Here is a 20,729-nt window from a genome sequence, read left to right as displayed (position 1 = left end):
ATGCGGTCTGTCCGCTCGAAGGTCATCGCGGCGGTGCTGCTCCTCGGGGTCGCCGGCGTCGGGGGCTGGCAGCTGCTGCCCGCCGACGAGGACCGGCGGGGCGCGATCCGCGTCGGCACCACGGACGTGGTCTCCGCCCTGGACCCGGCGGGCGCCTACGACGCCGGTTCCTGGGCCCTGTTCGGCAACGTCTACCAGTCGCTGCTGACGATCAAGCCCGGGTCCGACACGCCGGCACCGGACGCCGCCACCTCGTGCAGGTTCGTCGGGCAGAAGCTGACCACCTACCGGTGCGAGCTGCGCCCCGACCTCACCTTCGCCGGCGGGCGCGCGGTCACGGCCGAGGACGTGAAGTTCTCCTTCGACCGCATCAAGCGGATCAACTCCGACCAGGGCCCGGCCCCGCTGTTCAACACCCTCCAGTCGGTCGCGGCCGAGGGGCGCACGGTCACCTTCAACCTCTCCACCCACGACGCCACCTTCCCGTTCAAGATCGCCACGGGTGCGGCGTCGATCGTCGACAAGGAGAAGTACCCCGCCGCGGCCCTGCGCACGGAGGCGCGCGTCGACGGCTCGGGTCCGTACGTCCTCGGCGAGTACCGGGCCGGCGCGCGCGCCGAGCTGAAGCCGAACCCCGCCTACAAGGGGCAGGGCGGCGCCGCCAAGGCGCGGGTTTCGGTCCGCTACTTCAAGGACCCGGCGCAGCTCGACCGGGCCTGGCGGGACCACGAGGTCGAGGTGGCCCACCGGGACATGCCGCCCCAGGTGCTCGCGGGCCTGCACCCGGGGCTGGAGGACACCCGCTACCAGGTCGCCGGCGGTACGGAGACCCGCAACCTCGTCTTCAACGTCCGGCCGGGCTCCGCCGCGGCGAAGCCGGCCGTCCGCCAGGCGGTGGCGGCCGTACTGGACCGCTCGAAGATCTCGGGGGAGGTCTACAAGGGCACGGTCACCCCGCTGTACTCCCTGGTCCCGGCGGGCATCGCCTCGCACGGCACGCCCTTCTTCGACGCCTACCCCTCGCCCAACGGGGCGACGGCCAAGCGGCTCCTGGGCGCCGCCGGCGTCGTGGCCCCGGTCCCGATCAACCTCGGGGTCAACGTCCGCGGCACGAACCTCCCGGAGGCGGAGGAGATCAAGCGGCAGCTGGAGGCGACGGGCCTGTTCCAGGTGCGGATCAAGCCGGTCGAGGCGTGGGAGGACTTCCAGAAGGCCTACGCCGCCGGGGAGTTCGACGCCTACACGATCGGTTGGATCGCCGACTTCCCGGACGCCGACAACTTCATGGCGCCGCTGGTCGGCGCCGACTCCAGCATGAACAACGGCTTCTCCGACCGGCTGGTCGACGAGTTGATCACCCGTACGCAGGCCCACTCCGACCGGGCCGCGGCGGCGGGCGACTTCCGCGAGCTCCAGCGCCTGGTCTCCCAGCACGTCCCCATCGTGCCGATCTGGCAGAAGAAGGACTACGTGCTGTCCCGCGAGAGCGTGACCGGCACCCAGTACCTCGCCGACGGCACGGGCGTGTGGCGCCTGTGGGACCTCAACTGGATGTAGGCGGCTGCGCGGTGTCCCCCTGGGCCACCAGGAGGGTGCGCAGGGCCTCGCCGAGCCCGTGCGAGGTCGCGCGGTCCAGGGGGGCCAGCAGCTCGGCGTAGTTGCGCAGGTGCTCGGCGATCAGCGTCTCGGTCAGCGCGAGCCCCGAGGCGGTCAGGCGGATGCGCACCGAGCGGCGGTCGACCTCGTCGCGCACGCGCTCGACCAGCCCCTTGGCGACGAGCCGGTCGATCCGGTTGGTGATGGCGCCGGAGGTCACCATGGCCGCCGGGATCAGGGCGCCGGCCGTCAGCGCGTACGGGGGGCCCGAGCGGCGCAGGCCGGCCAGCAGGTCGAACTCGCCGACCTCCAGGCCGTGTCCGGCCAGGAAGGTCTTGAGCCCGCGGTCGACGATGTTCGCCATCCGCTGGATCCGGGCCACCACCTCGACGGGCCAGAAGGCCTCCGCGAGGTCCGGGCGCTCCGTCTGCCACTGGTCGACGATCCCGTACACGGTGTCCTTCCCCGCGTCCGTGCCCCTTCCCGCGCCCATGGTCGTGTCCGCAGCCGTGTCCGTGGTCGCGTCCGTACCCGTGGTCGTGCCGTCGTGCGTGCCGTTCTCCATGCCCTCAGATTACCTCAACGTTAAGAGACTTGACGTTGAGGTAGTGGGTCTGTTTTTATCTCAACGTTGAGATGCTCAAGGTTGAGAGATCGAGGGGGAGTGGTCGACCATGTCCGTCACCGCAGCGGAGCGGCGCGAGAAGAGGCGGAGCCCGGGGGAGGGCGACCGGATCGCCGGCGGGACCACCGCCGCCCGGGGCCCCGTCCCCGTCCTGTGGCTCGCCCTGCTGGCCACCCCCCTCGCCGCCGGGGCCAACGCGCCGGTGCTGATCCTCCCCGACATGGCCGCCTCGCTCGGCGTCGACGCCGCGGGCGCCGCCCGCCTCCTCACCGCCTTCGGCTGGGCCACCGCCGTCGGCACCCCGCTGCTCGCCGGGCTCCTGCGCCGCCGCGGCCTCGCGGCCCTGCTCCGGCTGTCGGCCGCCCTCGTCCTCCTCGGGACCGTACTGGTCGCCGCCTCCCCGTGGCTGCCGCTGACCCTCCTCGGCCGCTGCGCCCAGGCCGCGGGCGGGGCCGGGCTGGTGGCCGCCGCGATCAGCCTCGCCGGCACCGCCCGCCGCATGGGCGTCATCAGCGCAGGCTTCGGCGTCCTCGGCGCCTGCGGACCCCTCCTCGGCCGCACCCTGACGGACGCCGTCTCCTGGCGGCCCGCCCTCGCCCTGTCGGCCCTGGCCCTCCTGGCCGTCCCCGTCGTCCTGCGCCGCGCCGACACCGCCGCCCCGCCCGCCCCCGGCCGCTTCGACGGTCGCGGCGCCGTCCTGCTGACGGGGCTGGCCACCGCCCTCGTCCTGCTGCCGACCGCCCCCTACGCCGCCCTCGCCGCCGCCCTCGTCGCCGCCGCGCTGCTCACCGCGCACGTCCGGCGCCGGCCCGACGGCTTCGTCCCCGCCGACCTGCTGCGCCGCCCCGCCTTCGTCGTCCCGGCGCTCCTCGCCCTGCTCCTGTCGACCTCCTACTTCACCCTGCTCTTCTCGGTGCCCCGGCTGCTCGCCGACCGCGCCGGCTGGGAGGCCGCCGGCATCGGGACCGGCCAGCTCCTCGCCCTGCTCGCCGGCTCCGCCCTGTCCTGGCCGCTCGCCGCCGCCTCCGCCCGCATGGGCCGCACGGCCGCCCGTACCGTCCTGCTCGCCGTCGGCGTCCTCGCCGCCCTGGCCGGCCTCCTCGCGAGCGGGGGCCTGTTGCTGGCCGCCCTCGCGGCGGGCGTCTTCACCGCCACCGGAGCCAACGCGATCCTGTCCACCCAGGCGGTGGCCGCCGCGACCGACGAGGCCGGACGGCCCAGCGCCATCGGGCTGTTCACCCTCTGCTACCAGCTCGGCGGCGCCTTCGGACCCGCCCTCGCCACCCTGCTGGTCCTCGGCTGACCCCGGACCCACCGCACACCACCGGGGGCGCCCCGTACGGCGCCCCCGGCCTTCCGCATGCCGAGGCGGTGCCGCCGTGCCACGCTGAGACGGGGGATCGGGCAGGTCCGGCGCTCAACCGGCCGGACGGCCCTGTCGAGCAAGGAGGCCGACATGGCCAGTGAATCCGGCCGACCCCGAACGACCGACGCGGGCCCGCACCCCTGGCACGCGCACACGTCCGGGACCACCGTCCTCGCGGCGGCACTCATGATCTTCGGTGGGGCCATGGCGCTCCTCGAAGGGATCGCGGCCGTCGCCCGGGACGAGCTGTTCGTCACGACGCGGCACTACGTGTTCGAGTTCAGCCTCGCCGGCTGGGGCTGGGTCCACGTCATCCTGGGCATCGTGCTCATCGGCGCGGGCTGCGCCGTGCTCGCCACCGGAGCCCTGTGGGCGCGCTTCTTCGGCGTGTTCGTCGCGGGCCTGGGAGCGCTCGCCAACTTCCTGTGGATCCCGTACTACCCCGTGTGGGCCACGGTGCTGGTCGCCGTGAACCTCTTCATCGTGTGGGCGCTGTGCACGGGCCTGCACCACGAGAGCGGCGCCCCCCGGACGACCTGAGCCCCGCAGCGGGACGACGCCTCCCCGGGCGCCGCCCCTCGTCCCGCTCCCGGTCGCGGTGCGCGTCCTAGCCGACCTCGGGCCCTTCCTCCGGGCCCGCGTCCGGGTCGGAGGCCCGCTTCCCGCGCGAGACCGCCGTCTGGGCCATGCCCGGCAGGAAGTCCGCGAACAGTTCGTGCACTTCCCGCACCAGCGGCCGCAGCACCCGGAAGCGGGCCAGGATGATGCCCCGCGTGGTCAACTGCGCGCCGCGCTCGGCGAGGCGCCGGGTCTTCTCGCTGTCGGGGGACCGGTCGAAGACCCAGTAGAGGACCAGGCCCATCTGCGAGAGCCACATCAGCTCCGGCAATACGTCGGCCAGTTCGGCCGGCACCTTGGTCTTCGCCCCGCGCAGCACCTCGCGGTGGATGTCGATGGCGGCGTTGCGGGCCGGCTCCGACTCCGGGGAGAACGGGCTGAGCGGGCTCTCCGGGTCCGCCGCGTTCTTGAAGAACTGCGAGGCGAACTCGTGGTACGGCGCCGCGATGTCCATCCAGCTCGTCAGGACGCCGGCGAGCCGCTTCTGGAGGTCCGTCTCGTTGTCCAGGATCGGCCGGACCGCCGCCTGGTGGGCCGCGCCGATCCGGTCGTAGAACCCCTGGACGAGGTGTTCCTTCGACTCGAAGTAGTAGTACGCGTTCCCGACCGAGACCCCCGCCTCCTTGGCGATGCCCCGCATGGTCGTCTTGTCGAAGCCGCGCTCCTGGAAGAGCCGGAGCGCGGTTTCGAGGATGAGCGTCCGGGTCTGTTCGCTCTTGGGTGCCTTCTGCTCTGTCACGGTGTCCGACCTTATCGGGGCGCGGCGCACCGGTCGTCACAGGCCGGGTCCTGCGGCTGCGCCCCGGGCTCGGTGCGCACCGCGTGGCGCACCGCCGCCGCCGTGTGCATGGCCGCCCGGGCGAAGGGCCGACCGGTCGGGGTGGCCAGCCAGTTGGCCTTCTGGCGGTGCTCGGCCAGGGCCCACAGGCACACCACGAAGGCGTCCGTGCCGGTCCAGAACTGTCCTTCGTCCCCGATCACGGTGATCTCGCGCAGCGTCGCCGCGTGGTCCAGGAGGGGGAAGCGCCGCCGCGCCTCGAAGGAGCCCGCCGGCACCAGCCGCAGCGGTACGAGCCACCGCTGGCCGAGCAGCCAGTGCCGGATGTGGACGCACACCGGGCAGTCGGCGTCGTAGAGGACGGTCAGGTGCCGGACGGTCCCCGTGGTCCCCGTCGCGCGGGCCACGGTTCAGACCCCGGCCTGCGCGGTCCACCCCTGGGGGGCGACCGGCGGGGTGTGCTGCCGCTCCTGGATCCCGCGCCGGCGCATCCGGTTCAGCACCCACACGTTGCCCAGGTGCATGAAGCCGAGGACCAGCAGGACGACGCCGAGCTTGACCGAGAGGGCCTCGAAGAGGTCGCGGGCTTCGAGGATCGTGTCGGCCGAGCGCAGGTAGAGGGTCACGAAGCCGATGTTGACGAGGTAGAAGCCGACGACCAGGAGGTGGTTCACCGCGTCCGCGAGCTTCTCGTTGCCCTGGAGGACGTCCCCGATGAAGACGCGGCCGTTGCGGCTCAGCGTGCGGGCCACCCAGATGGTCAGGCCGATGCTGATGAACAGGTAGATGACGTACGCGACCACGGTGAGGTCCATTGCCCCAGCCCCTTTGAACGTGTTCAACTGCTGACGTCGTTGACTCTAGACCTCTTTTTGAACAGGTTCAAGCGAATGGGCGGGGCGGTTCCGGGCCCGGTCCCCTACGGCTGCCCGTACCCGTACCCGTACGTCCCTTCCGCCCCGTACGTCTCCTCGTGCCCGTACGTCTCCCCGTGCTCGGGGTCGTGTTCGTGCCGGGCCAGCGCCTCCGCCGGGTAGGGGGTCCGCTTCGTCTCCTCCGTCAGCCGCCGGTGGAACTCGTCCAGCACGGCCGAGGTCCCCGCGCGCCGGTCCAACAGCGCCGCCACCTCGGGCCGCAACCCGCCGGCCGGACGTCGCCCCGCCACCCAGCCCCGTAGCAACTCCTCGTGCTCCAGGCCGGCCCGGTCCCGCGACGACAGGTGGTGGCGCAGCAGGTGCGCGGCCGAGTACGCGCCGTCGTAGCCCAGGTGCGCCGTCAGGAAGCGGCGCTCCTCGGGGGACAGGTCGAAGGCCTCGGCGCAGGCCAGCCCGAAGTCGGCGAGGTAGAGCATCCGCCCGTCGGTGAGCACGTTGTGGAAGTGCGCGTCGAAGTGCACCAGGCCGCGCGAGCGCGTGAACTCCGCCGTCCGCGCGAGCGCCTCGGCCACCCAGGGCAGTTCCGCCACCGGATCGCGGCGACCCGCCAGCCAGTCGGACAGCCGGTGCGGGACGTACTCCAGGAACAGCACGAGGCTGTGCGAGGCCCGCCCGATCGCCTCCAGCCGGCGGCGCACCGCGTCGGAACCCTCCCAGTGCGCGACGGCCCCGTCTATCCCGCCGAAGGCGTCCGCGAAGTGCTCGGGAGGGGAGTCCGGCAGCAGCCGCCAGTGGTACATGAGCGGGAAGCCGCGGTGGGCGCCGCCGAGCACCCAGTGCGTGGTCATGACGTGCGCGGCCAGCTCCCGCCACGCACCGAACCCGGCCGAGCCGATCCCGTACTGGTAGAACAGCGGCAGCCCGAAGAGGTTCTCCGTCGAACGCAGCCGGCGCGGCAGCAGCTCCGCGTCCGTCACCGGCACCCGCTTCACGAACACCCGCGTCCCGCCCACGTCCAGCTCCGCCGAACGGCCGCCGACCCCCGCCCCGAGCGGGGCCGCGGCCGAGACCATCGCACCCAGGCGGTGGTCGCTGAGCAGGGACAGGGCGGTCGCGACGGCTCCGTGGGCCGCGAGGCGTTCATCGCTGTGCATGCGCGGACACTACCCATCGGTACCGGCCATACCGACGTCGTTTTCCGGCGGTTCCCGATCAAGGCACGAGGGGCCGTCCGCTTCCGGCGACGCCGGGCGGGCGGCTCAGACGCTCAGCGAGCGCGCGTAGCTGAGCTGACCCATCACCCACTGCATCGTGTAGGCGTCCGCCGCCGGGATCATCGTCGCGTGGTGCCGGCCCCCGCTGGAGACGGTGACCTGGATGAACCCGGTGGTGACCTTCTCCTTCATCAGGAGGAAGAGCAGGCCCAGCAGGCAGGCCAGCGCGAAGACGATGGCCAGGACGATCGCGTGGGTCGGGATCTTCTCCTCGGTCCGCGAGAAGTCGACGGCGTTCCACATGGCGCCCTTGAGCGGCATCGTCCCCGAGGGGGTGATGATCTGGTCGCCGGCGACGGTGATGTCGCCCAACGCGAAGCCCCCCGCGCCGAATCCCGCCGCGCCGTATCCGCCCGCGACGGGGCCCGCACCGAAACCGGGTGCGGGCATCCCGGCGCCCAACGTCGGCTGCTGGTTCGCCGGCAGGTCCCCGTAGGGCTGCGGGTAGCCGTAACCGGGATTGCCGGGCCCCCACTTGTAGTCGCCCGAGTGGTCCGAGTACGGGTTCGGCTGCTGCTCGCTCATGCCCTGATCCTTGCACAGCCCCCCGACCCGCGACCGGGCGATCGCCCCGCCGATCCCCACCCCCCGGCGGGCCCTTCGGGCCAGACGCGGCGAGGGCCCCCGCCCCGGAGCGAGTCCGGGGCGGGGGCCCTCGTGCGCGTACGTACCGCGGATCAGAAGCGGCGGGTGATCAGGGCCCGCTTGACTTCCTGGATGGCCTTCGTGACCTCGATGCCACGCGGGCACGCGTCGGTGCAGTTGAAGGTCGTGCGGCAACGCCACACGCCGTCCTTGTCGTTCAGGATCTCCAGGCGCTGCTCGCCCGCCTCGTCACGCGAGTCGAAGATGAAGCGGTGCGCGTTGACGATCGCCGCCGGGCCGAAGTACTGGCCGTCGTTCCAGAACACCGGGCACGAGGACGTGCACGCGGCGCACAGGATGCACTTGGTGGTGTCGTCGAAGCGCTCGCGGTCCTCGGCGGACTGCCGGCGCTCGCGCGTCGGCTCGTTGCCCGTGGTGACCAGGAACGGCATGACGTCCCGGTACGCCTGGAAGAACGGCTCCATGTCCACGACCAGGTCCTTCAGGACCGTCAGGCCCTTGATGGCCTCGACCGTGATCGGCTTCTCCGGGTTGATGTCCTTGATCAGCGTCTTGCAGGCGAGCCTGTTCTTGCCGTTGATCCGCATCGCGTCGGAGCCGCAGATGCCGTGCGCGCACGAGCGACGGAAGGTCAGCGTGCCGTCGAGGTCCCACTTGATCTTGTGGAGACCGTCGAGCACGCGCTCCTTCGGGTCGATCTCGACCTGGAAGTCCTGCCACTCGGCCTGGTCGGAGACCTCGGGGTTGAAGCGGCGGATCCGGAACGTGACCGTGATGAACGGCGAGGCGGCGGCGGCCGCCTCCATCTTGTCCAGGGTGGGTGTGGCCATCAGTACTTACGCTCCATCGGCTGGTAGCGGGTGACGACGACGGGCTTGTAGTCCAGGCGGACGGAGTCCTTGCCGTCGGCGCCGACCTCGCGGTACGCCATGGTGTGGCGCATGAAGTTGACGTCGTCGCGGTTCGGGTAGTCCTCGCGGTAGTGACCACCGCGGGACTCCTTGCGCGCGAGCGCGGACACGGCCATGACCTCGGCCAGGTCGAGCAGGTTGCCCAGCTCGATGGCCTCCAGCAGGTCCGTGTTGAAGCGCTTGCCCTTGTCCTGGACGGACACGTTCTCGTACCGCTCGCGCAGCTCCGCGATCTTCTCGACCGCGGTCTTGATGGTCTGCTCCGTACGGAACACCATGACGTTCGCGTCCATCGTCTCCTGGAGCTCCAGGCGCAGGTCGGCGACCCGCTCGGTGCCCGTGGAGTTGCGCAGGCGCTCGACGAGGTCGACCACGAGCTGCGCCGGGTTCTCCGGCAGCTCGACGTAGTCGTTCTCGGCCGAGTACTTGGCCGCCGCGATGCCCGAACGCTTGCCGAAGACGTTGATGTCCAGCAGCGAGTTGGTGCCCAGGCGGTTGGCGCCGTGCACCGACACGCACGCGACCTCGCCGGCCGCGTACAGGCCGGGGACGACGGTGGTGTTGTCCGACAGGACCTCACCCTCGACGTTGGTCGGGATGCCGCCCATGGCGTAGTGCGCGGTGGGCTGGATCGGGATCGGGTCCGTGTAGGGCTCGATACCCAGGTAGGTGCGCGCGAACTCGGTGATGTCCGGGAGCTTCGCGTCGAGCTGCTCCGGCGGCAGGTGCGTCAGGTCCAGGTACACGTGGTCACCGGCGGGACCGCAGCCGCGGCCCTCACGGATCTCGGTGTAGATGGAGCGCGAGACGACGTCACGGGACGCGAGGTCCTTCATGACCGGCGCGTACTTCTCCATGAAGCGCTCGCCGTCCTTGTTGCGGAGGATGCCGCCCTCACCGCGGGCGCCCTCCGTCAGCAGGATGCCCATGCGCCAGATGCCCGTCGGGTGGAACTGGAAGAACTCCATGTCCTCCAGCGGCAGGCCGCGGCGGTAGCAGGCCGCCTGGCCGTCACCCGTGAGGGTGTGCGCGTTGGAGGTCACCTTGAAGAACTTGCCGGTGCCGCCGGAGGCGTAGATGACGGCCTTCGCCTGGAACACGTGGATCTCGCCCGTGGCGAGCTCGTACGCGACCACACCGGCCGACTTCTTGACGCCGTCCTCTTCGACGATGAGCTGGTCGAGGACGTAGAACTCGTTGAAGAACTCCACGCCCTCCTTGACGCAGTTCTGGTACAGCGTCTGGAGGATCATGTGACCGGTGCGGTCCGCGGCGTAGCAGGACCGGCGGACCGGCGCCTCGCCGTGGTTGCGGGAGTGACCGCCGAAGCGGCGCTGGTCGATGGTGCCGTCCGGGGTGCGGTTGAACGGCAGGCCCATCTTCTCGAGGTCGAGGACCGCGTCGATGGCCTCCTTCGCCAGGATCTCGGCGGCGTCCTGGTCGACCAGGTAGTCACCGCCCTTGACCGTGTCGAAGGTGTGCCACTCCCAGTTGTCGTCCTCCACGTTGGCCAGCGCGGCGGCCATGCCGCCCTGCGCGGCGCCCGTGTGGGAGCGGGTGGGGTAGAGCTTCGTCAGCACGGCGGTGCGGCTGCGCTTCGTCGCCTCGATGGCGGCGCGCATGCCCGCGCCACCGGCGCCGACGATGACGGTGTCGTACTTGTGGATCTTCATGGGATTCGCCTCAGCCCCGTTGCCTAGCGGATGTTCGGGTCGAAGGTGAAAATCACCAGCGTGCCCAGAAGGATGGTGAACACCGTGGCGGTGTAGAGCAGGCCCTTCAGCCACAGCCGCGTGTTGGCGCGCTCCGCGTAGTCGTTGATGACGGTACGCAGACCGTTGGCGCCGTGCAGCATGGCCAGCCACAGCATCAGCAGGTCCCAGACCTGCCAGAACGGGGACGCCCAGCGGCCGGCCACGAAGGCGAAGCCGATCTTGGAGACGCCGCCGTCCAGCACCAGCTGGATCACCAGGTGGCCGATGACGAGGACGACGAGCACGATGCCCGAGAGGCGCATGAAGAGCCACGCGACCATCTCGAAGTTGCCGCGGGTCGAGCGCGGGGTCTTGCCCGTGCGCTTGCGCGGGGCCTCGATGTACGGCGCCGGGTTGTCGACGTCGTAGAGGGACACGCCCTCTACGTCGCCGATCGTCTTGGCGGAAGAAGTGTCAGAGGACATGCGCGTCACTTCCCGAACAGTTCAGCGGCTGCGTGGCCGAGCACGGGGTACAGGGCCCCGACCATCAGCACGACCCAGATGCCCACGACGGTCCAGAGCATCTGCTTCTGGTAGCGCGGGCCCTTGGACCAGAAGTCCACAGCGATGACACGGAGACCGTTGAGCGCGTGGAAGAGGATTGCGGCGACGAGGCCGTACTCCAGCAGCGCGACGATCGGAGTCTTGTAGGTAGCCACGACATCGTCGTACGCCTCGGGGGAGACGCGGACGAGAGCGGTGTCGAGGACGTGTACGAACAGGAAGAAGAAAATGAGGACGCCGGTGACTCGATGAGCCACCCAGGACCACATTCCTTCCCGGCCGCGGTACAACGTTCCAGCCGGCACGGAAAACCCTCCGGAAGCGGGGCGGGGGCCAGCCGGCTTCTTTGTCGGTCGGGCCCGGCCGGGTACGGTCCACCGGCCCCGGACATCGTAGCGACGCTTTGTCGGTTCCCTCGCGCGGGGTCCTTCGGTGTGATCAAACAGGCACGGACGGGCTATCCCACAGGGGCGAATAGCCCGAAATCGGCCGCAGACAGCCCATCGTCGGGCCCCTCCCCGGCCGTACCGGCCAGGGTGTCGAGCAAACGGACCAGTCGGGATCGCGCCACGAGCCGCAGTTCGTCGGCGGCGATCGAGCGTTCCTCGTCCACCTCGTGAGCCATCCTGCGGCGGATCGCGGCCAGCAGCTGGTCCACCCGCTCCTCCGGCGGGTGCCCGTCCAGGCAGATCACGAAGGCGTGCCCGAAGGTCCGCTCGTACTCCGCCCGCGCCGCGTCGAGGGCCAGCAGCGCGGCGTAGGGGGCGCCGCGCCCCAGTTCCGCCGAGGACTCCCCGGCCAGGGCCTCGGTCAGATCGCCCTGCGAGAGGTCGTACGCCGCCTCGTCGGCCCCCGCCAGCAGCGCGGCCACGTCGGGGTAGGGGCGGTGGGCGGCCATCCGGTGCGCCCACCGGCGGCTGCCGCAGCAGTGCAGCAGGGCGGCCCGGGCGCTCTCGTGCGGCAGGGAGTTCAGACGCGCCAGCCCCGAACCCGGGGCGGAGCCGGGGCCGCGGACCTGCGCCGGAAGCTGGCTGGACAGCGGAGGTCTCCTCGGGGCGGGACGGGGGTGTACCGCCACGCTAGCGAGCACGGAGAGGGTGTGGCGTACCCGTGTGAGGATTTCACCCGGAAGTGAGCCGAAAGGATGAACGACGCGTCATGCGGGTCGTCCGGAGGAAGGGGAGGACGACCGAGGCCGCCACCCCCCACAGGAGAGGCCCCGGTCGCCATCCGACACGGGCTCGTGCGACAAGCCCGTATCCCTGTCAGCGCCGCGGGTGCGTTTTGTGTCACACCTCGCTCCGCGCAGGGTTGGTTGCTGGTTGTACAACTCGTGGACGAGAGGTACGTGAAAGCCGTAACGTGCGGATTTGCGCCACACGTACAGGACGTTGAACGGGTTGGGGACTTTGCTGGGGGACGACGCGGAGCTGACCGCCGCGGTGCTCGCGGCACAGGACGGCGACGAGAGCGCGTTTCGGACTGTGTACCGCGCCGTGCACCCGCGCCTGCTCGGATACGTACGCACGCTCGTCGGTGACGGCGACGCCGAGGACGTGACCTCCGAGGCCTGGCTGCAGATCGCCCGCGACCTCGACTCCTTCACCGGCGACGCCGACCGCTTCCGCGGCTGGGCCGCCCGCATCGCCCGCAACCGGGCCCTCGACCACATCCGCATGCGCGGACGCCGTCCCGCCATCGGCGGCGACGAGACCGAACTGACGGGCCGCGCCGCCGACAGCGACACGGCGGGCGAGGCCATGGAGGCCCTTTCCACGGGCGACACCATGGCCCTCATAGCCCAGCTCCCCCAGGACCAGGCCGAGGCCGTCGTCCTGCGGGTGGTCGTCGGCCTGGACGCCAAGAGCGCCGCCGAGACCCTCGGCAAGCGCCCCGGCGCCGTGCGCACCGCCGCGCACCGCGGCCTGAAGAAGCTCGCCGAGCTGCTGGCCGACGGGGCCGGCGCCGCGGGCCGGCGGGAAAACGAAGCGGAACCCCGCGCGGGGGTCGGCCATAATGCCGGGGGCCAGGCGTGGGAGGGCGACCTCGACGCGGTACCGGCGCAGCGCGCGCGGGCCGCCGAGCTCGTGGAACGAACCGGTGTGACGCATTCACGTTGGCGGACGCAGAAGGACATGTGATGGCCGACGAGCACAAGGGGTGGCTGGACGCCGCCGCGGCGGACCGACTGCTGCGCGGAGAGCCGGCCGGCCCGGTCGGAGCCGACGCCGATCGCGTCGCCCGGGCCGAGGCCGCGCGGCTGCGCGCCGCCCTGGACGCCCTGACCCCGCCCCGATCCGCCGGGACCACCGAACTGCCGGGCGAGGCCGCCGCCGTCGCCGCGTTCCGGGCCGCCGCGGCCGCCCGGAACTCCGTGCCCGCCGCGGACCGCCCCGCCGCACGCCGGGCCGCGCCGGTCGCCGTGGCGGACGAACCCCTGGTCGACCTGGCGCCGATACCCCCCGTACGGATCCCCGCGCAGCGGCGCGCCGGCGCGCCCGTCCGCTTCGGGCTGGCCGCGGCCCTCGCCGGGGTCGCGGTCGGAGGGATCGCCGCCGTCGCGGGCACGGGCCTGTTCGACCGGGACTCCCACCACACCGCGGGCCCCGCCCCGGCGGTGTCCGTCAGCTCCGACACGGACCCGGCGCCCGCCGGCGACAGCGCCGTCCCCACCCTCGTCCCCCAACTGCGGCCCACGCCCCGGTTCGACGGCGACCACCTCCCGCCGTCCGCGGCGCCGGGGTTCTCGCGCGCGCCGGGCCCGGAGGAGAGCCGTTCGACGCCCGGGACCACTCCCGCAACGCCCTGGACGCCGATCACCTCCGGCGCCGCCACCGTCGCCCCGGACGGGGGCCACGAGCCCACGCCCGACCGCAACTCCCTCACCGAGGACAAGAGCCGCGACCGGGACGGCCAGGCGGCCAAGCCGGTCGACCTGTGCCGCGAGTACAAGACGGGCAACATCAGCGGGGAGCGCCGCGAGCGGCTGGTCAAGCTGGCCGGAACCCTGGCGAAGGTGTCCCGCTTCTGCGAGACGGCCATGGACGGCGGCCCCCGCGGCAACCCGCCCAAGGGCGGCTCCGCCGACCAGGGCAGCGCCGTCGTCAGCCCGCCGCCGCAGAAGCCGGGCGGTTCGCTCGGCTTCCGCAGCCGCTGACGGCGCCCCGGGCGCGGTCCGGGAAACACTCCCGTACGAGGGCAGTAACACTTTTCGAAGCCGCGGCGCAGTACATATTGAGCCGACTGGTCATCGGCCGCGCATGAGCCGGGGTTCCCCCCGTACCCCTGGGCTCTGCGCACCCGGCGCGGGCGGGGCACGTTCCCCCGGCCCTGCCCGCGCCCTCAATCTTGCGACCCCATCCCGGGTCCGAACCCGATTCCGAGCCCGGCGCGGCTCACCAGTAGACGACGACCTTGTCGTTCACCTGGACCTGGTCGAACAGGGTCGCCAGCTTCCCGCGGTCGCGGACGTTCACGCAGCCGTGCGAGGCACCGGCGTAGCCCCGGGCCGCGAAGTCCGAGGAGTAGTGCACGGCCTGGCCGTGACTGAAGAACATCGAGTACGGCATGTCGGTGTGGTAGATCGTCGACCTCCACTCGCGGGCCTTCCACTCCACCTTGAACTCGCCCTCGCGGGTCGGCGTGTTCTCGGAGCCGAAGCGCACGTCCATCGTCGAGACGACCTTGCCGTCGATCATCCAGGCGAGGGTGCGGCTCTCCTTGCTGATGCACATGACCCGACCCTGCATGCAGCGCGGGTCCGGGGCGTCCACCTCGTTGGTGGTCGGCGGACGCAGCTCCTCCTCCGTCGGCTGCTTGCTGACGGAGCGCACCTTCTCCCAGGTGGCCTGGTCCACCGCGCCGGTCGCGCCCAGTCCGTGCTGCGACTGGAAGGTCTTCACCGCCGCCGTGGTCTTCGATCCGTAGAAGCCCGTGGGCGCGGTGGACACCAGCTTCAGCTGGCGCAGCCGGGCCTGGAGTTCGCGGATCTGGTCGCTCTCGTCGCCGTTGGCCATGATCGGCTTGACGCCGGGGGAGGCCGAGGCGCCCGGGGAGGCCGCGGACGAGGACGGGGAGGGCGAGGAGCCGCCCGGCTTGTCGTCCGAGGAGGGGGAAGCGGAGCCGGGGGCGGACGGCGAACCGCCGGCGGACGGCGACGTGGACGTCGTCGCGCCGGCGTTCGGGTTCTGCGGACCGCAGCCGGTCGCGGCGGTCGCGGCGAGCGCGACGGCCGTCGCCAGGCCGAGCGTACGGATCATGACTGTCTGGCGCTGCATCGCGTTACCCCCCGTTTTCACGTCGTGTATCTAGGTGATGCCTGACGGGCGCCGACAGTTGCGGACAGTTCCGGGATGTTGCGCCATTGTGACCAGCGGCCGTCGCGGGGACGGTCGTACCGGTCCTGCGGGGCGCTCGGGGCACGCGACCCGAGCCGCGCCCCGACCCGCGGCGGGTGCCGGCGAGGCCGGTAAGCGGAATGCCCGGCGCACCGGTTCGCGGGCCGCCGGGCCGCGCCCGGCGGCTGGGACGAAAATCACGGGGCTGACAGGTGCAACCCTGTGGGACACTCCTGCTCATGCTGGGTGTCACTGACCTTCCGACGTACCTCGCCGCCGTGGTGCTCATCGTGCTGCTGCCGGGGCCGAACTCCCTCTACGTGCTCTCCGTCGCCTCCCGGCGCGGGGTCCGCGAGGGCTACAAGGCCGCGGCCGGGGTGTTCACCGGCGACACGGTGCTGATGGTGCTGGCGGCGGTCGGCGCGGGCGCGCTGTTGACGACCAGTCCGCTGCTGTTCACCGTCGTCAAGGTCCTCGGCGCCGGCTACCTCGGCTGGCTCGCCGTCGGCATGCTGCGGGCCGCCTGGGGCATGTGGCGCGACCGCGGCACGCGGCACGAGGACGCGGCGCCGCAGGGGGAGCCCGCGGGCGCCGCCGAGCGGCCCTACCGGCGGGCGCTGGTGGTGAGCCTGCTCAACCCGAAGGCCATCCTCTTCCTGCTGTCCTTCTTCGTGCAGTTCGTGGACCCGGACTACGCCTACCCGGCCGTGTCCTTCCTGCTCCTGGGCGCCGTCTCCCAGCTCGTCAGCTTCCTCTACCTGTCCACGCTGATATTCGCCGGCACCCGGTTGTCCGCCGCCTTCCGCCGCCGCAAGCGGCTCTCGGCGGGGGCCACCTCGGCGGCGGGCGTCATCTTCCTCGGCTTCGCCGCCAAGCTCGCCGTCAGCTGACCCGGCGCAACCCCCGCCGCAGCCGGTGCGCGGCGCGCCGCACGGCGGGGCTGCGGGGCAGGAACGCCAACCGGGCGGGGAGCCCGCCCGGCAGGCCCAGCGCGGTGAGCCGGCGCCGCGTGAAGTAGCGCCGGGTGTCCGCGTCCGGGCCGCCGGCCAGGTAGGCCTCCGTCCGCGCGCGGTGCTCGGCGAGGACGCGGGGCTGCATGCTGAAGCCGACCGCGCCGACGAGGCCCGGCAGGTCGGCGGGCGGGCGGTGCTCCGCCGCCCCGACCAGGTCCGGTACCAGGGCGTCCACCAGCGTCAGCGGGATCCGGTTGCTGTTCTGGTACGGGGTCAGGCGGGCCAGTATCGTCCCCGTCCCGGTCCGCGCCACGGGGATCCCGTACAGCGCCCGCGCGGTCAGCAGGCCGGTCGAGAAGCAGCCGACGACCAGCGCGGGGTTCAGCCGGAGGTACAGCGTCTCGGCCAGGACCGGGGCGTCGAGCACCGTCAGGCGGGCCCCGAGCCGCTCGGCCTCGGCGCGTGCGCGCCGGCAGTGGGCGGCGGGGGCGTTCGGGTGCGGTTTGAAGACCAGTTCCCGGTGGCCCCGCCCGACCGCGCCGCGCACCATCGCGACGTGCAGTTCCTCCTCCTCCGCCGGCGACATCAGCTCCAGCGCCGACAGGTACTGGCCCAGCAGCAGGGCGGGCGGTTCGTCGGCGCGGGGCGCGTACGCGCCGGCGCCCACCGGGTCGGGCAGGTCGGCCAGCTCCGCCAGCACCTTCGCGAGGGCCGGGGAGGGGACCGCTTCCGCGCGGACGCCGAACTCCGTCAGCAGCAGCGGTCGCAGCCCCGGCACCAGGTCCGGGTGCAGGACGCGGCGCACGCGCGCGCCGATCTGCGGGTCGAGGCGGAAGCGGGTGGGGCCGTAGGACATGAGCCCGTCGGCGTAGACGTCGATCGCGGCTCCCGGGAAGAGCCGGGCCAGGCTCTGCGCCGGGGGCACCTGGAGGGACTCCACCACCAGCTCGACGCGGTCCTCGCCCAGCGACCACAGGGCGCGCAGCTGCCGCTCCCACAGCGGGACGTCCTCCGGGCGGGGGGCCCAGGTGCTCGGGTGCTGCGGGGCGAGCACTGCGTTCCAGTCGAGGACCTCGTCGAAGCGGGTGCGCAGGGAGGCGAAGCCGGGCATGGTCTCGATCCCCGGGGTGACCTCGGGGGCGGGGGAGTGGTTGCTCGTCAGCAGGATCCGGCGGGCGGCCGCGGGGAAGGCGCCCGCGTCGACGCAGGCGGCGAGGGTGGCCGTCCCGTAGAGGGTCGAGGCGAGGAAGACCTGGGTGACGCGGGCGCCGGGCCCGGTGCGGGTCACGCGGCGGCCCCCGGGGCGTCGGGGGTCCGGCCGGGGGCGTCCGGGGTCCGGGCGGCGCGGCCGGGGCGGGCGGGGGTGCGGCGGCGCAGCCGGCGCAGCACGGCGGACCGTTCGACGTCCATCGAGTCCAGGGCCCCGTCCAGGACCGACCGGGGCATCCGCGCGAGTGCGTCGGAGGCCATGGCCCGGAGTTTCTTCGCCACGGCCGGTTCGAACCTTTCGATGGATCCGATGTGATGCGCGATGATCGCACAATATGTTCGGACGGCTTTGGGGAGCAGGAGTTCGGATTCCCGATCCCGTTCGGTGTCCGCCAATACCTGATCGAATGCGCGGATGAAATCGAGCTGCCGCTCGTCCCCGACCTGCGTGAGCGAGGTGGAAATTCCGCGCCGGTAGAACACCCCCGCCGTGCCGACCGCCGCGAAGGAGTCGGCCTCCCGGTGCAGCCGCCAGATCCACGGCCGGTCCTCCGCCGTCCGCAACCCGTCGGTGAAGTGCAGCAACCCGCGGTCCAGCAGCCGCCGGTGGTACATCCCGGCCCAGGCGTACGGATAGTCCACCGCCGTCGCCCGCGAGGCCGGCAGGATGCCCGCGCGCGGATCGCCCACCACCCCCTGCGGACCGTACGGAACGCGCTGCACGCTCCGGTTCCGACCCGTCACCCGCACATGGTCCGTCCGGACGAAATCGCAGTTCAGAGCCTCGATGGCGGCCAGCGTGCGGGCGAGGTGACCCGGCGCCAGCCAGTCGTCGCCGTCCAGGAAGGCGATGTACTCCCCGCGCGCCGCGTCCAGTCCGGTGTTGCGGGCGGTGGCCAGGCCGCCGTTGCGGTCCCGTCTGAGGAACACCGCCCCCGGCAGCGAGCGGGCGGCCCGCTCCAGCAGCTCGGGCGTCCCGTCCGTGGAACGGTCGTCGACGAGCAGGAACTCGAAATCGTCCCGGGCGTTGACTTCGAGCGCCTTCAGGGCTTCCGGTGCGTATGTCTGCACGTTGTAGAACGGCACGACGACAGAGAGCTTGGGCACCCGCGAGAGATTAGGGCGCGGTTCACCGTTCGGCGTGGCCCGGACGCGGATTCCATGTGAACGAAACGGGGCGGGCGCGTTAACCCGTGCGCTTTCGCATTTCGTCGACGGGTTGTTAACCCACCGTTGTGCGGTCGTTGGGCCGAACAGCGGAAATGCGGAATAGCTTCTGCCGGGTGTCAGCGCCACTGAGCAGAACGCCGATGGGCCGCAACCCGGCCGATCTCCGGATCGCCGTACTCGCCGATTCCGACACGCGGTGGAAATGGGGCGCGCTCACCGCGCGCCGCCTCGCCCCCGACGCCGCCCCACGGCGGATCGACGGGTACCTGCTGCGCGGCCGGGCCACCCCCACCGCCCGCCAGCTCGGCGAGGTGGGCGCGGGCGAGGCGGTCGAGGTCACCTGCGCGCGGTTCCTCGCCCGGCTGCGCGAGGAGCCGTACGACGTGGTCGTGCTCGCCCTCGTCGGCGGGGCCGTCCAGGCCGTGCTGCACGGGATCCGGGCCCAGTGGCCCGAACCCGCCGCCCGCCCCGTCCTCGTCACCGGCTACGTCGGGGTGGTCTACGAGAAGCTCGCCGACGGACTGCTGCTGCGGCACGGCGCCGACCTCGTACTCGCCAACTCCCGGCACGACGCGGACCGCTTCCGCGCCGTCTACGCGGGCGTCGGGGCGAGCACCGACGCCGTCACCGAGACCGCCCTGCCCTTCCTCGAAGGGGCCCCGTACGAGAGCCCCGGCGGCCGGGTCCACCGGGTGGTCTTCGCCGTCCAGCCCTCGGTGCCGGAGGGCCGGGCCGACCGCGCGTACCTGCTGGAGCGGGCCGCCCGCCACGCGCGGGCGCACCCCGGGCGGGAGGTCCTGGTCAAACTGCGCAGCCGGCCCGGGGAGCACACCACGCACCTGGAGGAGCACCCCTACCAACGCCTGGTCGAGCGGCTGCCCGCCGGGCTACCGCCCAACTGCCGCCTGGCGTACGGGAACATGGGCGAGGTCCTCGACACCACCGACCTGCTGGTCACCGTCTCCTCCACGGCCGCCCTGGAGTCCCTGCACCGGGGCATCCCGACCGCCGTCCTGACCGACCTCGGCGTCCGCGAGAGCCTCGGCAACCACCACTTCCTCGGCTCGGGCTGCCTGACGTCCTGGGACCACCTCGACGCGGGCCTCCTGCCGACCCCCGACCCCGCCTGGCTCGCCGCGCACGGAGTCCCCGGCGCGCGGGCCGCCGCCGCGGGGGAGCACGACCCCCACGCCGCCGCCCGCGCGCGCCTGGCCGCCCTGCTCGGAGCCGGGGAACTCCCGCCCGTCGCCCCCTACTACACGCCCGCCACCGCCCCCGGATACCTGCCGGGGATCCTGGCCCGCCACCACCTCGCCCCCGACGGGACCCCGCGGCCGGACGCCGCCCGCCGGGCCGCGGGGGAGTCGGCCGCCCGCCGCTGGCTCCGCTCCCACCTGCGCGAGGCCGCCCGCGGGGCCTACCGGCACGGGGTGCAACGCGTGGCCCCGGCGATCCGCAGGCTGGGCGAACTGTGACCCCGCCCCCGCCCCGCGCGGCGGCACCGATCCCGGCGGCACCGACCCCGGCGGTACGGCCCCCGGCCGCGCCCGGCCCGGCCGCCGCGCCCGCTCCCGCCCCGGCCGTCCCCGTACGCGTCCCCCGCGTGCTCGCCGTCGTGCCCGCGCGCGGCGGGTCCAAGGGGGTGCCGGGCAAGAACACCGCGCCCGTCGGCGGGGTGCCGCTGGTCGCCCGGGCCGTACGGGCCTGCCTGGCCGCGCCCACCGTCACCGACGTGGTCGTCTCCACCGACTCCGGGGCCGTCGCCGTCGCCGCCCGCGCGGCCGGGGCCGCGGTGGTCCGCCGTCCGGCCGCCCTCTCCGGCGACACCGCGAGCAGCGAGGCCGCCGTCCTGCACGCCCTGGACGCCTTCGAGGAACTGCACTCCCTCACCGTGGACGTGGTCCTCCTCGTCCAGTGCACCAGCCCCTTCCTGACCCCCTGCGACGTCGAGTCCGTGGCCGCCGCCGTGGCCTCGGGAGGCGCCGACTCGGCCCTGACCGCGGCCCCGTTCCACGGCTTCCTGTGGCGCACCGACCCCGAGGGCCGCGGCAGCGGCGTCAACCACGAGGCGGCGTACCGTCCCCGCCGGCAGGACCGGCCCGCCGAACTGCTGGAGACCGGCGCCGCCTACGCCATGGCCGCCCCCGGCTT

Annotated in this window: 21 protein-coding genes and 1 pseudogene; 8 read left to right on the top strand and 14 right to left on the bottom strand. The window is 72.8% G+C overall.

Going from position 1 to position 20,729, the window contains the following annotated elements:
- A complete protein-coding gene (locus AB0D01_RS22805; RefSeq protein WP_363058012.1) occupies positions 1-1,557 on the top strand; it encodes an ABC transporter substrate-binding protein in 1,557 nt (518 codons plus the stop codon).
- Here the strand turns inward: AB0D01_RS22805 and AB0D01_RS22800 are convergent.
- The gene (locus AB0D01_RS22800; protein ID WP_363058010.1) at positions 1,544-2,161 is read right to left on the bottom strand and encodes a MarR family transcriptional regulator; all 618 of its coding nucleotides are present in this window, start codon (positions 2,159-2,161) and stop codon (positions 1,544-1,546) included. The genes AB0D01_RS22805 and AB0D01_RS22800 overlap by 14 nt on opposite strands.
- Before the next feature lie 109 nt (positions 2,162-2,270).
- Between AB0D01_RS22800 and AB0D01_RS22795 the strand changes: the two genes are divergently transcribed.
- Entirely contained in the window at positions 2,271-3,524 is a 1,254-nt protein-coding gene (locus AB0D01_RS22795; RefSeq protein WP_363058008.1) for an MFS transporter, read from the top strand.
- Between the two features lie 249 nt (positions 3,525-3,773).
- Positions 3,774-4,127, top strand: coding sequence for a hypothetical protein (locus tag AB0D01_RS22790; RefSeq protein WP_363058172.1), 354 nt, complete (start codon positions 3,774-3,776; stop codon positions 4,125-4,127).
- A gap of 67 nt (positions 4,128-4,194) precedes the next feature.
- On the opposite strand, the gene AB0D01_RS22785 is transcribed toward AB0D01_RS22790, so the two are convergent.
- The 10 genes from AB0D01_RS22785 to AB0D01_RS22740 all read right to left on the bottom strand — a co-directional run bounded on the left by AB0D01_RS22785 (position 4,195) and on the right by AB0D01_RS22740 (position 11,948).
- Complete coding sequence (locus AB0D01_RS22785; RefSeq protein WP_363058006.1) at positions 4,195-4,944, bottom strand: TetR family transcriptional regulator; 750 nt, start codon at positions 4,942-4,944, stop codon at positions 4,195-4,197.
- 11 nt (positions 4,945-4,955) lie between these two features.
- On the bottom strand, positions 4,956-5,390 hold the full coding sequence (locus AB0D01_RS22780; RefSeq protein WP_363058004.1) for a DCC1-like thiol-disulfide oxidoreductase family protein: 435 nt from the start codon (positions 5,388-5,390) through the stop codon (positions 4,956-4,958).
- A gap of 3 nt (positions 5,391-5,393) precedes the next feature.
- Positions 5,394-5,798: a hypothetical protein gene (locus AB0D01_RS22775; protein WP_363058002.1), complete on the bottom strand. Its 405-nt coding sequence runs from the start codon at positions 5,796-5,798 to the stop codon at positions 5,394-5,396.
- Positions 5,799-5,902: 104 nt separating this feature from the next.
- Positions 5,903-7,012: a protein kinase family protein gene (locus tag AB0D01_RS22770; protein WP_363058000.1), complete on the bottom strand. Its 1,110-nt coding sequence runs from the start codon at positions 7,010-7,012 to the stop codon at positions 5,903-5,905.
- Positions 7,013-7,117: 105 nt separating this feature from the next.
- Entirely contained in the window at positions 7,118-7,657 is a 540-nt protein-coding gene (locus AB0D01_RS22765) for a hypothetical protein (protein WP_363057998.1), read from the bottom strand.
- A 152-nt stretch (positions 7,658-7,809) separates the two neighbouring features.
- Entirely contained in the window at positions 7,810-8,568 is a 759-nt protein-coding gene (locus AB0D01_RS22760; protein ID WP_363057996.1) for a succinate dehydrogenase iron-sulfur subunit, read from the bottom strand.
- Positions 8,568-10,322 carry a succinate dehydrogenase flavoprotein subunit gene (gene sdhA / locus AB0D01_RS22755; RefSeq protein WP_363057992.1) on the bottom strand — a complete coding sequence of 585 codons (1,755 nt, stop codon included), beginning with the start codon at positions 10,320-10,322 and terminating at the stop codon, positions 8,568-8,570. Before sdhA ends, AB0D01_RS22760 begins: the two co-directional genes overlap by 1 nt.
- Before the next feature lie 23 nt (positions 10,323-10,345).
- Positions 10,346-10,828, bottom strand: a complete 483-nt coding sequence (locus tag AB0D01_RS22750) for a succinate dehydrogenase hydrophobic membrane anchor subunit (RefSeq protein ID WP_363057990.1) — start codon at positions 10,826-10,828, stop codon at positions 10,346-10,348.
- Positions 10,829-10,833: 5 nt separating this feature from the next.
- Positions 10,834-11,214 carry a succinate dehydrogenase, cytochrome b556 subunit gene (gene sdhC, locus AB0D01_RS22745; protein ID WP_360872662.1) on the bottom strand — a complete coding sequence of 127 codons (381 nt, stop codon included), beginning with the start codon at positions 11,212-11,214 and terminating at the stop codon, positions 10,834-10,836.
- A gap of 152 nt (positions 11,215-11,366) precedes the next feature.
- The gene (locus tag AB0D01_RS22740) at positions 11,367-11,948 is read right to left on the bottom strand and encodes a 2-oxo-4-hydroxy-4-carboxy-5-ureidoimidazoline decarboxylase (protein WP_363058170.1); all 582 of its coding nucleotides are present in this window, start codon (positions 11,946-11,948) and stop codon (positions 11,367-11,369) included.
- Positions 11,949-12,318: 370 nt separating this feature from the next.
- On the opposite strand from AB0D01_RS22740, the gene AB0D01_RS22735 reads away from it, so the two are divergent.
- Both AB0D01_RS22735 and AB0D01_RS22730 read left to right on the top strand, forming a co-directional pair.
- Positions 12,319-13,050 (top strand): RNA polymerase sigma factor, encoded by a 732-nt coding sequence (locus AB0D01_RS22735; protein WP_363058168.1) that lies wholly within the window; start codon positions 12,319-12,321, stop codon positions 13,048-13,050.
- Positions 13,050-14,066, top strand: a complete 1,017-nt coding sequence (locus tag AB0D01_RS22730) for a hypothetical protein (RefSeq protein WP_363057988.1) — start codon at positions 13,050-13,052, stop codon at positions 14,064-14,066. Before AB0D01_RS22735 ends, AB0D01_RS22730 begins: the two co-directional genes overlap by 1 nt.
- Positions 14,067-14,304: 238 nt before the next feature.
- On the opposite strand, the gene AB0D01_RS22725 is transcribed toward AB0D01_RS22730, so the two are convergent.
- Positions 14,305-15,186: a L,D-transpeptidase family protein gene (locus tag AB0D01_RS22725; protein ID WP_363057986.1), complete on the bottom strand. Its 882-nt coding sequence runs from the start codon at positions 15,184-15,186 to the stop codon at positions 14,305-14,307.
- Between the two features lie 299 nt (positions 15,187-15,485).
- Between AB0D01_RS22725 and leuE the strand changes: the two genes are divergently transcribed.
- Entirely contained in the window at positions 15,486-16,136 is a 651-nt protein-coding gene (leuE, locus tag AB0D01_RS22720; RefSeq protein ID WP_363057984.1) for a leucine efflux protein LeuE, read from the top strand.
- On the opposite strand, the gene AB0D01_RS22715 is transcribed toward leuE, so the two are convergent.
- Both AB0D01_RS22715 and AB0D01_RS22710 read right to left on the bottom strand, forming a co-directional pair.
- On the bottom strand, positions 16,129-17,487 hold the full coding sequence (locus AB0D01_RS22715) for a polysialyltransferase family glycosyltransferase (protein WP_363057982.1): 1,359 nt from the start codon (positions 17,485-17,487) through the stop codon (positions 16,129-16,131). The two genes, leuE and AB0D01_RS22715, sit on opposite strands and share 8 nt — an antisense overlap.
- The gene (locus tag AB0D01_RS22710) at positions 17,484-18,515 is read right to left on the bottom strand and encodes a glycosyltransferase family 2 protein (RefSeq protein ID WP_363057980.1); all 1,032 of its coding nucleotides are present in this window, start codon (positions 18,513-18,515) and stop codon (positions 17,484-17,486) included. The genes AB0D01_RS22715 and AB0D01_RS22710 overlap by 4 nt, the downstream gene beginning before the upstream one ends.
- 203 nt (positions 18,516-18,718) lie before the next feature.
- Between AB0D01_RS22710 and AB0D01_RS22705 the strand changes: the two genes are divergently transcribed.
- Entirely contained in the window at positions 18,719-20,053 is a 1,335-nt protein-coding gene (locus AB0D01_RS22705) for a DUF6716 putative glycosyltransferase (protein ID WP_363058166.1), read from the top strand.
- A pseudogene (locus AB0D01_RS22700) lies at positions 20,050-20,550 on the top strand (NTP transferase domain-containing protein); the annotation flags it as partial. The gene AB0D01_RS22705 and the pseudogene AB0D01_RS22700, both read left to right, overlap by 4 nt.
- Positions 20,551-20,729: the final 179 nt, after the last annotated feature.

This window comes from Streptomyces sp. NPDC048606, from assembly GCF_040650855.1.
Lineage (GTDB): Bacteria > Actinomycetota > Actinomycetes > Streptomycetales > Streptomycetaceae > Streptomyces.
The sequence above is the reverse complement of the archived record's forward strand: the minus strand, read 5'-3'. Positions and strand labels throughout refer to the sequence as shown.

Coding starts and splice junctions, on each gene's coding strand:
- AB0D01_RS22730 (WP_363057988.1), top strand. CDS start 13,050: ATGGCCGACGAGCACAAGGGGTGGCTGGACGCCGCCGCGGCGGACCGA.
- AB0D01_RS22705 (WP_363058166.1), top strand. CDS start 18,719: ATGGGCCGCAACCCGGCCGATCTCCGGATCGCCGTACTCGCCGATTCC.
- AB0D01_RS22805 (WP_363058012.1), top strand. CDS start 1: ATGCGGTCTGTCCGCTCGAAGGTCATCGCGGCGGTGCTGCTCCTCGGG.
- AB0D01_RS22770 (WP_363058000.1), bottom strand. CDS start 7,012: ATGCACAGCGATGAACGCCTCGCGGCCCACGGAGCCGTCGCGACCGCC.
- leuE (WP_363057984.1), top strand. CDS start 15,486: ATGCTGGGTGTCACTGACCTTCCGACGTACCTCGCCGCCGTGGTGCTC.
- AB0D01_RS22795 (WP_363058008.1), top strand. CDS start 2,271: ATGTCCGTCACCGCAGCGGAGCGGCGCGAGAAGAGGCGGAGCCCGGGG.
- sdhA (WP_363057992.1), bottom strand. CDS start 10,322: ATGAAGATCCACAAGTACGACACCGTCATCGTCGGCGCCGGTGGCGCG.
- AB0D01_RS22800 (WP_363058010.1), bottom strand. CDS start 2,161: ATGGAGAACGGCACGCACGACGGCACGACCACGGGTACGGACGCGACC.
- AB0D01_RS22790 (WP_363058172.1), top strand. CDS start 3,774: ATGATCTTCGGTGGGGCCATGGCGCTCCTCGAAGGGATCGCGGCCGTC.
- AB0D01_RS22765 (WP_363057998.1), bottom strand. CDS start 7,657: ATGAGCGAGCAGCAGCCGAACCCGTACTCGGACCACTCGGGCGACTAC.
- AB0D01_RS22775 (WP_363058002.1), bottom strand. CDS start 5,798: ATGGACCTCACCGTGGTCGCGTACGTCATCTACCTGTTCATCAGCATC.
- AB0D01_RS22750 (WP_363057990.1), bottom strand. CDS start 10,828: ATGTCCTCTGACACTTCTTCCGCCAAGACGATCGGCGACGTAGAGGGC.
- AB0D01_RS22725 (WP_363057986.1), bottom strand. CDS start 15,186: ATGCAGCGCCAGACAGTCATGATCCGTACGCTCGGCCTGGCGACGGCC.
- AB0D01_RS22760 (WP_363057996.1), bottom strand. CDS start 8,568: ATGGCCACACCCACCCTGGACAAGATGGAGGCGGCCGCCGCCGCCTCG.